The organism is Pseudomonas sp. QC2 (genome assembly GCF_002859085.1).
GTDB classification, from domain to species: Bacteria; Pseudomonadota; Gammaproteobacteria; order Pseudomonadales; family Pseudomonadaceae; genus Aquipseudomonas; species Aquipseudomonas petroselini.
Genome location: NZ_PKKS01000002.1, coordinates 266,281 through 282,369 on the forward strand (window position 1 = coordinate 266,281; position 16,089 = coordinate 282,369).

Below are 16,089 nucleotides of genomic sequence, written 5' to 3' on the forward strand. Positions count from 1 at the left end.
GCGGCTTCGCCACCCAGCGCGGGCGGTGCGACGACTCGACAAGCCCGCTCACTACAGGTCAGAACAAATCGATCGGCGCCGCCTCGTCCGCCGGCAGTGGGCTGCCTGGCGCAACGCCATTGCCCAGCTCATTGACCGATGGCGGCGTGTCTTCGCTCTTGAACAGTTCGAAGTACGCATTCGGCGTGCTTGGCGAGGCCGCGCGGCCGCTGACCGGGTCGATGCGCAGGCTGAGGATGCCTTCCGGCTCAGGCTGCGTGTGCGGCGGCTTGTCCTTCAAGGCCGCGCCCATGTAGCTCATCCAGATCGGCAGTGCGACGGTGCCCCCGAACTCGCGGCGGCCCAGGCTTTCCGGCTGGTCATAACCGGTCCATACGGTGGTCACGTAGTCGGCGTTGTAGCCGGAGAACCAGGCGTCCTTGGACTCGTTGGTGGTACCGGTCTTGCCGGCGATGTCCGGACGGTTCAGCGCCAGTGCGCGGCGGCCGGTACCTTTCTTGATGACGTCTTCCAGGATGCTGTTGAGGATGTAAGTGGTACGGCCGTCGACGATGCGCTCGGCGACGGCAGGCGTCTGGGGCTCAGCCGGCGTGCCGTTGGCCGCAGGCGTTGTGCCTGGGGTCGGCTCGATGGTGATGCCTCCGTTGCTCGGGGCTGCCAGGCCATCAGTCGCCGCCACGCCGTTGACCACATCACCCGGCACGCGCGGGGGGTTGGCCGTGAACAGGGTGTCGCCGTTGCGGCTTTCGATCTTGTCGATCAGATACGGAGCGATCTTGTAGCCGCCGTTGGCAAACGTGCTCCAGCCGGTGGCGATTTCCATCGGTGTAAGGGTCGCCGTACCCAAGGCCAGGGACAGGTTCGGCGGCAGGTCCGACTTGGCGAAGCCAAAGCGCGTCATGTAATCGATGGTCTTGCCCACGCCCATGGCCTGCAGCAAGCGGATCGACACCAGGTTACGCGACTTGTACAGCGCCTCACGGATGCGGATCGGGCCGAGGAAGGTGTTGGTGTCGTTCTTCGGGCGCCAGACCTTGTCCAGGTACTCGTCGACAAACACGATAGGCGCATCGTTGACCAGGCTGGCGGCGGTGTAGCCGTTGTCCAGTGCGGCGCTGTAGATGAACGGCTTGAAGCTCGAGCCTGGCTGGCGCTTGGCCTGGGTCGCACGGTTGTAGTTGCTTTGCTCAAACGCGAAGCCGCCGACCAGGGCGCGGATTGCACCATTCTGTGGGTCCAGCGAAACCAGCGCGCCTTGGGCCAGTGGCACCTGGCTGAATTTGAGGCTGTCGTCCTTCTGGCGTTGTACGCGGATCAGATCGCCCACTTGCGCCACGTCCGACGGCTGCTTAGGCATCGCGCCCATGCTGTTGGTATTCAGGAAAGGGCGCGCCCATTTCATGCTGTCCCACGCCACATGGGCTTCGCCGGTACGGGTCAGCACCTGCACGCCATCTTTCTTCACCTGGGTGACGATGGCCGGCTCCAGGCCGCTGATCGGGCGTTGTTTGCCAAGCTCTGTGGTCCAGGCGCTCAGCGTTTTGCCCGGCAGGCGCGATTCAGGGCCACGGTAACCGTGGCGCTGGTCGTAGGTGATGAGGCCTGAATGCACCGCCTCATTGGCGATGTCCTGCAAGTTGCTCGGTACGGTGGTGGTCACGCGGAAGCCTTCTGTGTAGGCCTCGCTGCCGTAACGGCCGACCATCTCGGCACGCGCCATCTCGGCGATATAAGGGGCGTTCACTTCCGGCGTCGGCACGTGGTAGCTGGCGTTCAAAGGCTCGGCCACGGCGCTTTCGTAAGCGGCCTGGTCGATTTTGCCCAGCTTGTACATGCGGCCCAGGATCCAGTCGCGACGTTCTTTGCTGCGGGCCGGGTTGGCCAGTGGGTTAAAGCGCGATGGCGCTTTGGGCAGGCCGGCAATCATGGCCATCTGCGCCAGGCTGGCGTCACGGATGGACTTGCCATAGTAGACCTGGGAGGCCGCCTCGATTCCGTAGGCGCGGTTGCCCAGGTAGATCTTGTTCACGTACAGCTCGAGGATCTCGTCCTTGGTCAGCTGACGTTCGATCTGCAGTGCCAGGAGGATCTCGGTGGCCTTGCGCGAAAAGCTGCGCTCGCTGGTGAGGAAGAAGTTCTTCGCCACCTGCATGGTGATGGTGCTGCCGCCGGATTGAATGTGTCCGCTTTTTACCAATTGTGTCGCCGCACGCACCAGGCTGCTGGGGTCGACGCCATAGTGGTTGGCAAAATTATCGTCTTCGGCCGAGAGCAGGGCGCTGATGAAATTGGGCGGAATATCGGCAAAACGGATCGGTGTGCGGCGCATTTCGCCGAACTCCGCGATCAGTTTTTCATCGCTGCTGTAGACCCGCAAAGGAATCTGCAACTGGATACTTCTGAGGGCCTCTACGGAGGGCAAACCCGGACTAAGGTAGAGGTAGGCCCCGCTGAGCACGAGCAGCAGCCCGCAAACGATGGCGACAATGGAGTACCCGAAAAACTTCAGCAGACGAATCAAGGCTTTTGGATTTCCAGAGAAAAGAATGAGTTAGGCGTCGGGGCATGCATGGCAAACGATGGATCGACCCGAGCTGCAGATAAAAGCGGGAAAAAACGCTGGGCATTAAAGCATTTTTCGACTTCGGGCGTCATTCGCGCCTGTTCAACAAGTCGACCGAATGCATGGCGCCCGGCGGCAATCAGGCGGTATGACAGACAAAGTGTTGGGGAGTTTTATGGGAAAGGGATTTTTCACGCGCAAAGTCGACACGCTTCTGGGTGTCGACATCAATGACACGGCCATACGGCTGGTCGAGTTGGGCCGCTGCACTTCAGGCTACAGCGTTCAGGGCTACGTCACGCAGGCACTGCCTGCGCACGCGGTGGTCGACGGCACATTCCTCGATCTCGACGGTGTGGCACGCGCCCTGCGCAGCGCGTTGTCGCGGTTGTCGACGTCGGCCCGTGGCGCTGCGGCTGCCGTGGCCGGGCCTTCGGTGATCACGCGGATGATCGAGATGGAGGCCGGGCTCACTGACGATGAGATGACCTGGATGATCCAGATGGAGGCGGACCAGTACATTCCTTATCCACTGGATGACGTGGCTATCGACTTTCAAGTGCGCGGGCCAACAGCCCTAAATCCAGGCCGTGTCGAGGTACTGCTGGCCGCGTGCCTGAAAGAACAGGTGGAAGCGCGGCAAGCCGTTCTGGCCCTGGCCGGGTTGGTGCCGAGGGTGGTCGACGTCGAAGCGTTTGCATTGGCGCGCGCTTGCAGTCAGGATTTCGCCAGCTTCACGCCGGGCCATCGAGTCGATGGTGCACAATGGGCCGTGGATGCCCAAGGGATGGGAATTGCTTGCGGGCTGGCCCTGAGGAGTTTCGCTTGAAGACACGAATCAACCTATTGCCATGGCGCCAGGCGCTGGCAGAGCGGCGACGCAAGTATTGGCTGGCGTTTTTGCTGGCGTTCGCCTGCGCCGCGCTCGCCGCCGTATGGCTGGCGGACCAGGTGATCGACCAGGCGATTGACCGGCAGGTGACCCGCAATGACCATCTGGGCAAGGACATCGCTGGCCTGGATTCGCGTATCAAGACCATCGACGACCTGCAGGAGCAAAGCCAGCAATTGGCGCAGCGCATGAAGGTCGTGCAAGACCTGCACGATGCCCGCTCATCCGGTGCTCAACTGTTGGATCAGTTGGCGCGCGCGGTACCCGACGGGGTGCACCTGCACGAAGTGGTGGCGAAGGGCGATACGGTGAGTATCAGCGGCAGCGCCGAATCCAGCCAGGACATCGCCCAGTTGATGCGCCGCCTGGAGGCGGCGCAAGGTGCCCATTCCACTCGGTTGCAACAGGTGCGAACGGATGGCGCACGCGGCAACAACGAATTCCAGCTGATGGTGCGCCAGGGCCAGTCCTCCGGGGCTCAACCTTGAGCCTGCCAAGGCTCACTCTTTCTGCACTCACTCACAACGCTGCGAAATGGCCCCTACCTGGCAAGGCCCTGTTGGGCTGTGCACTGGCGGGCGTGGTGTTTGTGGTGGGCGACCTTGTGTACCTGAGCCCTTCGCGGGAGCGGTTGCGCCAGGTCGAGGCGCGGGAAGTGGCCCTGCAGCAGCACGTCACACAGAAGACAGTCCTGGCCGCCAGCCTTGAGGCACGCACGCAACAGCTCCAGCTGATGCAGTCGACAGCCGATGAGCTTTTTCAGGCGCTGCCTGGAGCGTCCGAAATGCCCGGCTTGCTGGAAGACATCGCTGGCTTGGCGTTGGCCAATGGTTTGCTGGTCGAGAGTGTCACTCCGCTGGATGAGCAGCCTCGGTCGTTCTATCACGAGCAGCCGGTGCAGATCGGTTTGACCGGGGCTTATCACGACCAGGCAATGTTCCTGAGCAGCCTGGGTAGCCTGCCGCGAATCGCCACGGTGCACGACCTTACCCTACGGCGTGAGGGCACGCTGGTGCGCCTCGATCTGCTGGCCAAGGCCTACTGGCGGCAAGGCGGCGGGGTGGCTGGGCAGGTCCAGCGGAGGCAGCCCTTTGCCTACAATATCAGCGGCTTACGCGACCCGTTCCGGCGGCTTGCCGTTCAAGTCGATCATGTCCCTGGTCGGCCAGCCCGTGCGCCGGACCTCGGCCGGCCGCGCGGAGCCCTGGAAAGCCTTGCGGTGGAACAGTTCCAGATGGTCGGCACGCTGTCCCGTGGGCTGCAGGCTTTTGCCCTGCTGCGTGCCGCATCCAAGGTGCATCGCCTGGCGGTCGGTGACTATTTGGGGCCGGACCATGGCCGGGTCACGGCCATTCATGAGCGTTATATAGAACTGGTCGAACTGTTTCCTGATGGCCAGGGAGCCTGGCTGGAACGCCCTCGAACCCTCGTGTTAAACGTCAACTCATAACGGAATCAAACAATGAAAAGGACTTTCTCGTCCTTCGGTGTGGCGCTATGGATAGCGTTCACGACACCGATGGCTGTTGCTATGCCCAATCGCGTAGACCTGATCCAGTTGCCGCCCCCCGCTAGCGCCACAGTGGGCGCCTACAAAGGGGACAGGCTTAACCTCAACTTCCAGAGCATCGAGCTGCGCACCGCGCTGCAGCAAATTGCCGATGTGGCGGGCCTCAACCTGATCGCCAGCGACGATGTGCAGGGCTCGATCACCCTGCGCCTCAAGGATGTGCCCTGGGACCAGGCGCTGGACCTGGTGCTGCAAGCCAAAGGCTTGGATAAGCGGGTCAAGGCCGGCGTATTGCTGGTGGCGCCCGCCGAAGAGTTGGCTGCGCGTGAGCTGCTGACCCTCGAGTCGCGCAAGCAAATGGCTGAACTGGCGCCCTTGCGGCGGGAGCTGCTGCAAGTCAATTACGCCAAAGCGGCCGACTTGGCCAAACTGTTCCAGTCGGTCACCGGCCTTGAGGGCGTCACCGACGAGCGTGGTTCGGTAGCCGTCGATGACCGCACCAACAACATCATCGCCTACCAGACCGGGGAGCGTTTGGAGGAGCTGCGGCGGATCGTGGCACAGCTGGATATTCCGGTGCGCCAGGTCATGATCGAGGCGCGGATTGTCGAGGCCAATGTCGATTACGACAAAAGTCTGGGCGCACGCTGGGGTGGGCGACTCAACCGCGGTAACTGGGGCGCGGGCGGCATTCCCAAACCTCAACCTGAAGGCGCGGAACCGCCGGAAAACCCGCCCAGTTCGCCCTTTGTCGACTTGGGTTCGCTGACGGGCACCTCGGGCCTGGGCATCGCCTTTATCACCGATAACCTGCTGCTGGACCTGGAGCTGACCGCCATGGAGAAAACCGGCAACGGTGAAATCGTCTCGCAACCCAAGGTGGTCACGTCTGACAAGGAAACCGCGCGCATCCTCAAGGGCACCGAGATCCCCTATCAGGAATCCAGCTCCAGTGGCGCCACGTCGGTGTCCTTCAAGGAGGCTTCGTTGTCGCTGGAAGTCACCCCGCAGATCACCCCTGACGACCGGGTGATCATGGAGGTCAAGGTCACCAAGGATGAGCCTGACTACCTCAACAAACTCAACGATGTGCCGCCGATCAAGAAAAACGAGGTCAACGCCAAGGTGTTGGTCAAGGACGGCGAGACCATTGTCATCGGCGGGGTTTTCTCCAATACCCAAAGCAAAGTGGTAGATAAAGTGCCATTTTTGGGCGATGTGCCGTATCTTGGCCGCCTTTTCCGGCGCGATGTGGTGGCGGAGAAAAAATCCGAGCTGCTGGTATTCCTGACTCCGCGTATTATGAATAACCAGGCGATTGCTGTGAGTCGTTGATTCTGTGCGAAATTTGATTCTTGTAGGACCGATGGGGGCTGGAAAAAGCACCATCGGCCGTTTGCTGGCCAAAGAGCTGCGCCTGCCATTCAAAGATTCCGACAAGGAAATTGAATTGCGCACGGGTGCCAATATCCCATGGATCTTCGATAAGGAAGGCGAGCTGGGCTTTCGTGACCGCGAGCAGGCGATGATCGCCGAGCTGTGCGGCTGCGATGGCGTGGTATTGGCCACGGGCGGTGGTGCAGTGATGCGCGATGAAAACCGTCGTGCGCTGCATGCCGGTGGTCGGGTGGTGTACCTGCATGCGTCGGTTGAGCAGCAGGTGGGCCGCACTGCCCGAGATCGCAATCGTCCGTTGCTGCGTACGGCCAACCCGGAGAAAACCTTGCGAGACCTGCTCACCTTGCGTGATCCGCTCTATCGGGAAATCGCCGATCTGGTGGTAGAAACCGATGAGCGGCCACCTCGAATGGTGGTCCTCGACATTCTTGAGCGCCTGCAACGGCTGCCACCCCGTTAAAGCCAGGCCCGAAATGCGCTATTCTCGGCGGCGCGCTATCACCCTGTGGGGTGTGGCGTAGAGCCATCAGGTGACGCCAGCGCTTGGCGTTGCCGGTCGTCAATACATCTTCAACGCGGGGACACATGCAGACACTTAAGGTCGATTTAGGCGAGCGCAGCTACCCGATCCATATCGGCGAAGGTCTGTTGGACCAACCCGAGCTGCTCGCACCGCATATTGCCGGGCGGCAAGTGGCGATCATCTCCAACGAAACGGTCGCGCCGTTGTATCTTGAGCGTCTGAACCGCAGCCTGGCGGCGTACTCAGTGATTTCTGTGATCTTGCCCGACGGCGAAGCCCACAAGAACTGGGAAACCCTGCAACTGATTTTTGATGGCCTGCTCACCGCTCGCCATGACCGCCGCACCACCGTGATCGCCCTGGGCGGCGGTGTGATCGGCGACATGGCCGGCTTTGCAGCGGCCTGCTACCAGCGTGGCGTGGACTTTATCCAGGTGCCGACCACCCTGCTGTCCCAGGTCGATTCTTCGGTGGGCGGCAAGACCGGTATCAACCACCCGCTGGGCAAAAACATGGTCGGTGCGTTCTATCAGCCGCAAGCCGTGCTGATCGACACCGCGACCCTCAATACCCTGCCACCGCGTGAGTTGTCGGCGGGCCTGGCGGAAGTCATCAAGTACGGGTTGATCTGCGACGAGCCGTTCCTGACCTGGCTGGAAGAACACGTGGATGCGTTGCGCAACCTCGACCAAGTGGCGCTCACCGAGGCGATTTCGCGCTCCTGTGCCGCCAAGGCGCTGGTGGTGAATGCCGACGAACGGGAGTCCGGTGTACGGGCCACCTTGAACCTGGGCCACACCTTCGGCCATGCGATCGAAACGCACATGGGCTATGGTGTGTGGTTGCATGGGGAGGCCGTCGCGGCTGGCACGGTGATGGCATTGGACATGTCGCAGCGCCTGGGCTGGATCAGCGCCCAAGAGCGTGATCGTGGCATCCGTCTGTTCCAGCGCGCCGGTTTGCCGGTCATTCCGCCTGAGGAAATGACCGAGGCGGACTTCCTCGAACATATGGCGATAGACAAGAAAGTGATCGACGGTCGACTGCGACTGGTGCTGCTACGCCACATGGGCGAAGCGGTCGTGACCGACGATTATCCGAAAGAGATTTTACAGGCCACGCTGGGAGCGGATTACCGCGCCCTGGCTCAGCTGAAAGGTTAATAAGACCCGATGACTAGTTTGCATGCCGACGAGGCGTTCCTCGGCCACTACCAGTTAAGCCACGACCCTTTTGCTCCGCGGGTGCCTGGTTTCAAATTCTTCCCGGCCCAGCGCAAACCGGTGCTGGGTCAGTTGCACCATCTGGCGCGCTACAGCCAACTGCTGCTGGTCGTGACCGGCCCGTTGGGCAGCGGCAAGACCCTGCTGCGCCAGGCCTTGGTGGCCAGCACCAACAAGCAGTCGGTACAGAGCGTGGTGGTGTCGGCCCGTGGTGCCGGTGATGCGGCGGGCGTGTTGCGCCAGGTCGCCCAAGCGCTGGAGGTGGCCACCGCTGAGCCGAACGCGATCCTCAAGCAGGTCGTGCAGCTGGGCCTGACCGGCCAGGAAGTCTACCTGCTGGTGGATGATGCCGAGCAGCTCGACGAATCCGCCCTTGAAGCGCTGCTGGCGCTGGCGGCGGGTACGCCGGAAGGTCGCCCGCACGTGTTCCTGTTTGGTGAGTCGTCGTTGATCGCCGACCTGGAGCAGATCAGCGGTGAGCAGGAGCTGTTCCACGTTATCGAGTTGCAGCCGTACGAAGAGGAAGAAACCCGCGAATACCTGGCTCAACGCCTGGAAGGCGCAGGGGCGGGCATCGAACTTTTCTCTGCTCAACAGATCTCTGATATTCACGAAAGCTCCGACGGCTGGCCTGGCACCATCAACCAGGTCGCCCGCGATGCCATGATCGAAGCCATGATTGCCAGCCGCACTGCGGTCAAGCGTCCAAAGATGGGGTTCACGATGCCTAAGAAACACGTATTGGCTATTTCCGCCGTTGTTGTGGTCGCTGTCGCCGCCGCCTGGTTGATCCCAGGCCGCAGCAAGGCACCGACGACCGCCGGCGCGCCAACCGAACAGGCGCAGTTGCCACTGGGCAAGCCCACGCCAAATGTCGAATTTGCCAACTCCGGTCAACCGACCAGCCTGCCGATGGTGGGCCAACCTGTGATGCGCGGCCCACTCGCCGAAGAAGCCGGTGGTATCTCCGAAGGTGACGACGGTGTGCCGGTGGAAGGCTCCAGCGCCACGCCGCCGACCGTGACCACGACTGCACCGCCTGCGGGCGTGCCAGCGGGTCAGCCAGCCGCCAAGCCAACGCCTGCGCCAACGGTCGCCACCGCGAAGCCGGCACCGGTTACCAAGCCTGTCGCCCCTGCACCGGCCGCCAAGCCAGCGCCAGCGGCCAAGCCTGCTGAAAAACCCGCCGCCACTGTCGCCAAAGCCGGCGCCGCTGGCAGCAGCTGGTACGCCAGCCAACCTACCGGCAACTTCGTGGTGCAGATCCTCGGCACCAGCTCCGAAGCCAACGCCCAGGCGTTCGTGAAAGAGCAGGGCGGCGAGTACCGTTATTTCAAGAAAGTGCTCAACGGCAAGCCTCTCTACGTGATCACCTACGGCAACTTCTCCAGCCGTGCTGCAGCTGATTCTGCCATCAAAGCCTTGCCAGCGAAGGTTCAGGCTGGTAAACCTTGGCCTCGCACTGTCGCCAGCGTTCAACAAGAACTGGCAGCAACTCGCTGAAGATCCGGCGGCCTTACCCAGGCCGCCCTCCCGGCACCTCAAAAAAGATCGCAAGGCGTGCAGCCCCTCCAGGCCGCGCGCTTTGTGGTGTCTGCGTCACAGTGGCTTTTGAGTCGTAGCGGTCAGAATTAAAAAAGTTTTGACTAGCACAGCATATCGCTTTAAACCTTTCATAAATGCGACATAGATTTGCGACATTTCGTCGCTAAATTTGTGGGCGTCTGTGTCGGTGTGTACAATGACCTCCCTTTTGCCCCCGCTAAGTCGGCGTACGTTCGACGTGGAAGGTAACCGGTTGAATTGAAAAGAAATTTGCCTCGGTATAAGAGGCAGCCTGGTGAGAAAGTGTCTATGAAAGCAGGTCTGTACCAACCCGATGAATTCAAGGATAACTGCGGTTTCGGCCTGATAGCCCATATGCAGGGCGAGCCCAGTCATACCCTTTTGCAAACGGCCATCGAGGCCCTGACCTGCATGACCCACCGCGGTGGGATCAACGCCGACGGCAAGACCGGTGACGGTTGCGGCTTGCTGATTCAAAAGCCCGACCTGTTCCTGCGCGCTGTCGCCAAAGAGCACTTTGCGGCCGACCTGCCCAAGCAGTACGCCGTGGGCATGGTGTTCTTCAACCAAGACCCGGTCAAAGCCGAAGCCGCTCGCGAGAACATGAACCGCGAGATCCTCGCTGCCGGCCTGCAACTCGTCGGCTGGCGCAAAGTGCCGATCGACACCAGCGTGCTCGGCCGCCTGGCCTTGGAGCGCCTGCCGCAGATCGAACAAGTGTTCATCGCCGGCGACGGCCTCAGCGACCAGGACATGGCGATCAAGCTGTTCACCTCCCGTCGTCGCTCGTCGGTGTCCAACGCCGCCGACACCGAACACTACATCTGCAGCTTTTCCCACAAGACCATCATTTATAAAGGCCTGATGATGCCGGCGGACTTGACCGCCTTCTATCCAGACCTGAGCGATGAGCGCCTGCAAACCGCAATCTGCGTGTTCCACCAGCGCTTCTCCACCAACACCCTGCCGAAGTGGCCGCTGGCCCAGCCATTCCGCTTCCTCGCCCACAACGGCGAGATCAACACCATCACCGGCAACCGCAACTGGGCCGTGGCCCGTCGCACCAAGTTCGCCAACGACTTGATGGACCTGGAAGAGCTCGGCCCGCTGGTCAACCGCGTGGGCTCCGACTCCTCCAGCATGGACAACATGCTCGAGCTGATGGTCACCGGCGGCATCGACCTGTTCCGTGGCGTGCGCATGATCATTCCGCCTGCGTGGCAGAATGTCGAAACCATGGACCCGGATCTGCGTGCGTTCTACGAGTACAACTCGATGCACATGGAACCGTGGGACGGCCCGGCCGGTGTGGTCATGACCGACGGCCGCTACGCGGTGTGCCTGCTCGACCGTAACGGTCTGCGCCCGGCGCGTTGGGTGACCACCACCAACGGCTTCATCACCCTCGCGTCGGAAATCGGCGTGTGGAACTACCAGCCCGAAGACGTCATCGCCAAAGGCCGCGTAGGCCCTGGCCAGATCCTCGCCGTGGACACCGAAACCGGGCAGATCCTCGACACCGACGCAATCGACAACCGCTTGAAGTCCCGTCACCCGTACAAGCAATGGCTGCGCAAGAACGCCCTGCGCATCCAGGCGACCATGGAAGACAATGACCACGGTTCGGCTTTCTATGACGTCGACCAGCTCAAGCAGTACATGAAGATGTACCAGGTCACGTTCGAAGAGCGCGACCAGGTGCTGCGCCCGCTCGGTGAGCAAGGCTACGAGGCCGTCGGCTCCATGGGCGACGACACGCCAATGGCCGTGCTGTCCCAGCGCGTGCGTACGCCGTACGACTATTTCCGCCAGCAGTTCGCCCAGGTGACCAACCCACCGATCGACCCGCTGCGCGAAGCCATCGTGATGTCCCTGGAGGTGTGCCTCGGTGCCGAGCGCAACATCTTCCAGGAATCGCCTGAGCACGCTTCTCGCGTGATCCTCAGCTCGCCGGTTATTTCGCCGGCCAAGTGGCGCTCGCTGATGACCCTGGAGCGCCCAGGCTTCGACCGCCAGATCATCGACCTGAACTACGACGAGAGCCTCGGCCTTGAAGCCGCTGTGCGTAACGTCGCCGACCAGGCCGAAGAAGCTGTGCGCGCCGGTCGTACCCAGATCGTACTGACCGACCGTCACATTGTGCCGGGCAAGCTGCCGATCCACGCGTCGCTGGCTACCGGTGCAGTGCACCACCGCCTGACCGAAAAAGGCCTGCGCTGCGACTCCAACATCCTCGTGGAAACCGCCACTGCCCGCGACCCGCATCACTTTGCGGTGTTGATCGGCTTCGGCGCCTCGGCTGTGTACCCGTTCCTGGCCTACGAAGTGCTGGGCGACCTGATCCGTACCGGTGAAGTGCTGGGCGACCTCTATGAGGTGTTCAAGAACTACCGGAAGGGCATCACCAAGGGCCTGCTGAAGATCCTGTCGAAGATGGGCATCTCCACCGTCACCTCTTACCGTGGCGCACAGCTGTTCGAAGCCATCGGCCTGTCTGAAGAAGTGTGCGACCTGAGCTTCCGTGGCGTACCGAGCCGCATCAAGGGTGCGCGTTTCGTCGACATCGAAGCCGAACAGAAAGCCCTGGCAGCCGAAGCCTGGAGCGCGCGCAAGCCGATCCAGCAAGGTGGCCTGCTCAAATTCGTACACGGTGGCGAATACCACGCCTACAACCCGGACGTGGTCAGCACCCTGCAAGCCGCCGTGCAGCAGGGCGACTACGCCAAGTTCAAGGAATACACCGCGCTGGTGGATAACCGCCCTGTGTCGATGATCCGCGACCTGTTCAAGGTGAAAACCCTGGACACGCCGTTGGCTATCAGCGAAATCGAGCCGCTGGAATCGATCCTCAAGCGCTTCGACTCCGCCGGCATTTCCCTGGGTGCCTTGTCGCCTGAGGCTCACGAAGCCCTGGCCGAAGCCATGAACCGCCTGGGTGCGCGTTCCAACTCCGGCGAAGGCGGCGAAGACCCGGCGCGCTACGGCACCATCAAGAGCTCGAAAATCAAGCAGGTCGCGACCGGCCGGTTCGGTGTAACCCCGGAATACCTGGTCAACGCCGAAGTGCTGCAGATCAAGGTCGCCCAGGGCGCCAAGCCCGGTGAAGGCGGCCAGCTGCCAGGCGGCAAGGTCAACGGTCTGATCGCCAAGCTGCGTTATGCAGTGCCGGGCGTGACGCTGATTTCGCCGCCACCGCACCACGACATCTATTCGATTGAAGATTTGTCGCAGCTGATTTTCGACCTGAAACAAGTCAATCCGCAGGCCCTGGTCTCGGTGAAACTGGTAGCAGAAGCCGGCGTGGGCACCATCGCCGCCGGTGTGGCCAAGGCCTATGCCGACCTGATCACCATCTCCGGCTACGACGGCGGCACCGGCGCTTCGCCGCTGACCTCGATCAAGTACGCCGGTGCACCGTGGGAATTGGGCCTGGCGGAAACCCACCAGACCCTGCGCGGTAACGACCTGCGCGGCAAGGTTCGGGTACAGACCGACGGCGGCCTGAAAACCGGCCTCGACGTGATCAAGGCCGCGATCCTCGGCGCCGAAAGCTTTGGCTTCGGCACTGCACCGATGATCGCCCTGGGCTGCAAATACCTGCGCATCTGCCACCTGAACAACTGCGCCACCGGCGTCGCCACTCAGAACGAGAAGCTGCGCAAGGATCACTACATCGGCACCGTCGACATGGTGGTGAATTTCTTCACCTACGTGGCCGAAGAAACCCGTGAGTGGCTGGCCAAGCTGGGCGTGCGTTCCCTCGAAGAGCTGATCGGGCGTACCGACCTGCTGGACATCCTCGAAGGCCAGACCGCCAAGCAGCATCACCTGGACCTGACGCCGCTGTTGGGCAGCGATCACATCCCGGCCGACAAGCCGCAATTCTGCCAGGTTGACCGCAACCCACCGTTCGACAAAGGCCTGTTGGCCGAGAAGATGGTCGACATGGCCGGCTCCTCGATCAATGACGCCAGCGGCGGCGAATTCGCCTTGGATATCTGCAACTGCGATCGCTCCATCGGTGCACGCATCTCCGGCGAAATCGCGCGCAAGCACGGCAACCAGGGCATGGCGAAAGCGCCGATCACCTTCCGCTTCAAGGGCACCGCTGGGCAGAGCTTCGGCGTGTGGAACGCCGGCGGCCTGCACATGTACCTGGAAGGCGACGCCAACGACTACGTGGGCAAGGGCATGACCGGCGGCAAGCTGGTGATCGTTCCGCCTAAAGGCAGCGTCTACAAGACCCAGGACAGTGCCATCATCGGCAACACCTGCTTGTACGGCGCCACGGGTGGCAAGCTGTTCGCCGCCGGTACCGCCGGTGAGCGTTTCGCCGTGCGTAACTCCGGTGCCCACACCGTGGTGGAGGGCACGGGCGATCACTGCTGTGAGTACATGACCGGGGGCTTTGTCGCAGTACTGGGCAAGACCGGTTACAACTTCGGTTCGGGCATGACCGGCGGTTTCGCCTACGTGCTCGACCAGGACAACACTTTCGTCGACAAGGTCAACCACGAGTTGGTCGAGATCCAGCGGATCAGCGGCGAAGCCATGGAATCCTACCGGAACCACTTGCAGCACGTGCTGGACGAGTACGTCGAGGAGACCGGCAGCGAATGGGGTCGTAACCTCGCCGAGAACCTCGATGATTACCTGCGTCGTTTCTGGCTGGTCAAGCCCAAGGCTGCCAACCTGAAATCGTTGCTTTCCAGCATCCGTGCCAACCCGCAGTGATATGCGCCTGAAGAGTTTGATGAGGTTTTAACATGGCTGAACGTCTGAATAACGACTTCCAGTTCATCGATGTCGGGCGCAAAGATCCGAAGAAGAAACTGTTGCGTCAACGCAAGAAAGAGTTCGTGGAGATCTACGAACCCTTCAAACCCCAGCACTCGGCCGACCAGGCCCACCGCTGCCTGGGGTGCGGTAACCCGTATTGCGAATGGAAGTGCCCGGTGCACAACTTCATTCCCAACTGGCTGAAATTGGTGGCCGAGGGCAACATCCTCGCCGCCGCCGAGCTGTCGCACCAGACCAACACCCTGCCGGAAGTCTGCGGCCGGGTGTGCCCGCAGGACCGTCTGTGCGAGGGTGCCTGCACCCTCAACGACGGCTTCGGCGCGGTGACCATCGGTTCGGTGGAGAAGTACATCACCGACACCGCGTTCGCCATGGGCTGGCGTCCGGACATGTCCAAGGTCAAGCCGACCGGCAAGCGCGTTGCGATCATCGGCGCGGGCCCGGCGGGCCTGGGCTGTGCCGACGTACTGGTGCGTGGCGGCGTGACCCCGGTGGTGTTCGACAAGAACCCGGAAATCGGCGGCCTGCTGACCTTCGGCATCCCCGAGTTCAAGCTGGAAAAAACCGTACTGAGCAACCGTCGTGAAGTGTTCACCGGCATGGGTATCGAGTTCCGCCTCAATACCGAAATCGGCAAAGACATCACCATGGAGCAGTTGCTTGAAGAATACGATGCCGTGTTCATGGGCATGGGCACCTACACCTACATGAAGGGCGGCTTTGCCGGTGAGGACCTGCCGGGTGTGTATGACGCGCTCGACTTCCTGATCGCCAACGTCAACCGCAACCTGGGCTTTGAAAAATCGCCGGAAGACTTCGTCGACATGAAAGGCAAGAAGGTCGTGGTACTCGGCGGTGGTGACACCGCGATGGACTGCAACCGTACGTCGATCCGCCAGGGTGCCAAGTCGGTGACCTGTGCGTATCGCCGTGACGAAGCCAACATGCCGGGCTCGCGCAAAGAGGTGAAGAACGCCAAGGAAGAAGGCGTGAAATTCCTCTATAACCGCCAGCCGATTGCCATCGTCGGTGAAGACCGCGTTGAAGGCGTGAAGGTGGTCGAGACCCGTCTTGGCGAACCGGACGCCCGTGGCCGTCGCAGCCCCGAGCCGATCCCCGGCTCCGAAGAGATCATCCCGGCCGACGCCGTGGTCATCGCCTTCGGCTTCCGCCCAAGCCCGGCGCCATGGTTCGAGCAGTTCGAGATTCAGACCGACAGCCAGGGCCGCGTGGTTGCCCCGGAGCAAGGGAAGTACAAGCACCAGACCAGCAACCCGAAGATTTTTGCGGGCGGCGATATGGTGCGCGGTTCTGACTTGGTGGTGACCGCGATCTTCGAAGGCCGCAATGCGGCTGAAGGGATCCTGGATTACCTGCAGGTCTGATCCTGATCTCAAGTTGAAATGGGATCAAACTGTGGGAGGGGGCTTGCCCCCGATAGCGGTGTATCAGTCAAAGATACTGGGACTGACACACTGCAATCGGGGGCAAGCTGAACTGGCCTAATGATTTTGGACACTTCAATCGGGCGCTATGATAGCGCCCAAATCTGAGGTGTTTGGATATGCGTAAATCTTATTCGAGTGAGTTCAAGCTCAAGGCTGCCAGCATGGT

The 16,089-nt window shown here is 61.6% G+C and carries 9 protein-coding genes and 1 pseudogene; 9 read left to right on the plus strand and 1 reads right to left on the minus strand.

Features of this window, described 5'->3' with window-relative positions:
• Window positions 1-58: 58 nt before the first annotated feature.
• Window positions 59-2,518, minus strand: coding sequence for a penicillin-binding protein 1A (locus tag QCBJ_RS01450; protein ID WP_370636104.1), 2,460 nt, complete (start codon window positions 2,516-2,518; stop codon window positions 59-61).
• 220 nt (window positions 2,519-2,738) lie between these two features.
• Here QCBJ_RS01450 and pilM point away from each other — a divergent pair, with 220 nt between their 5' ends.
• The 9 genes and pseudogenes from pilM to QCBJ_RS01500 all read left to right on the plus strand — a co-directional run bounded on the left by pilM (window position 2,739) and on the right by QCBJ_RS01500 (window position 15,860).
• Complete coding sequence (gene pilM / locus QCBJ_RS01455; RefSeq protein WP_043206113.1) at window positions 2,739-3,392, plus strand: type IV pilus assembly protein PilM; 654 nt, start codon at window positions 2,739-2,741, stop codon at window positions 3,390-3,392.
• Entirely contained in the window at window positions 3,389-3,943 is a 555-nt protein-coding gene (locus QCBJ_RS01460) for a PilN domain-containing protein (protein ID WP_012721814.1), read from the plus strand. Before pilM ends, QCBJ_RS01460 begins: the two co-directional genes overlap by 4 nt.
• Window positions 3,940-4,905 (plus strand): pilus assembly protein PilP, encoded by a 966-nt coding sequence (locus QCBJ_RS01465; RefSeq protein ID WP_102059980.1) that lies wholly within the window; start codon window positions 3,940-3,942, stop codon window positions 4,903-4,905. Before QCBJ_RS01460 ends, QCBJ_RS01465 begins: the two co-directional genes overlap by 4 nt.
• A gap of 138 nt (window positions 4,906-5,043) precedes the next feature.
• Window positions 5,044-6,300 (plus strand): annotated as a pseudogene (locus QCBJ_RS01470) (type IV pilus secretin PilQ); the annotation flags it as partial.
• Between the two features lie 4 nt (window positions 6,301-6,304).
• The gene (aroK, locus tag QCBJ_RS01475; RefSeq protein ID WP_010213757.1) at window positions 6,305-6,823 is read left to right on the plus strand and encodes a shikimate kinase AroK; all 519 of its coding nucleotides are present in this window, start codon (window positions 6,305-6,307) and stop codon (window positions 6,821-6,823) included.
• A 125-nt stretch (window positions 6,824-6,948) separates the two neighbouring features.
• Complete coding sequence (gene aroB, locus QCBJ_RS01480) at window positions 6,949-8,049, plus strand: 3-dehydroquinate synthase (protein WP_012721816.1); 1,101 nt, start codon at window positions 6,949-6,951, stop codon at window positions 8,047-8,049.
• A gap of 9 nt (window positions 8,050-8,058) precedes the next feature.
• The gene (locus tag QCBJ_RS01485; RefSeq protein ID WP_102059982.1) at window positions 8,059-9,612 is read left to right on the plus strand and encodes an SPOR domain-containing protein; all 1,554 of its coding nucleotides are present in this window, start codon (window positions 8,059-8,061) and stop codon (window positions 9,610-9,612) included.
• Window positions 9,613-9,963: 351 nt separating this feature from the next.
• Entirely contained in the window at window positions 9,964-14,409 is a 4,446-nt protein-coding gene (gene gltB, locus QCBJ_RS01495; protein WP_102059983.1) for a glutamate synthase large subunit, read from the plus strand.
• Between the two features lie 32 nt (window positions 14,410-14,441).
• Complete coding sequence (locus QCBJ_RS01500; protein ID WP_012721819.1) at window positions 14,442-15,860, plus strand: FAD-dependent oxidoreductase; 1,419 nt, start codon at window positions 14,442-14,444, stop codon at window positions 15,858-15,860.
• The last annotated feature ends 229 nt before the right edge of the window (window positions 15,861-16,089 follow it).

Coding starts and splice junctions, on each gene's coding strand:
- QCBJ_RS01500 (WP_012721819.1), top strand. CDS start 14,442: ATGGCTGAACGTCTGAATAACGACTTCCAGTTCATCGATGTCGGGCGC.
- QCBJ_RS01485 (WP_102059982.1), top strand. CDS start 8,059: ATGACTAGTTTGCATGCCGACGAGGCGTTCCTCGGCCACTACCAGTTA.
- gltB (WP_102059983.1), top strand. CDS start 9,964: ATGAAAGCAGGTCTGTACCAACCCGATGAATTCAAGGATAACTGCGGT.
- aroB (WP_012721816.1), top strand. CDS start 6,949: ATGCAGACACTTAAGGTCGATTTAGGCGAGCGCAGCTACCCGATCCAT.
- pilM (WP_043206113.1), top strand. CDS start 2,739: ATGGGAAAGGGATTTTTCACGCGCAAAGTCGACACGCTTCTGGGTGTC.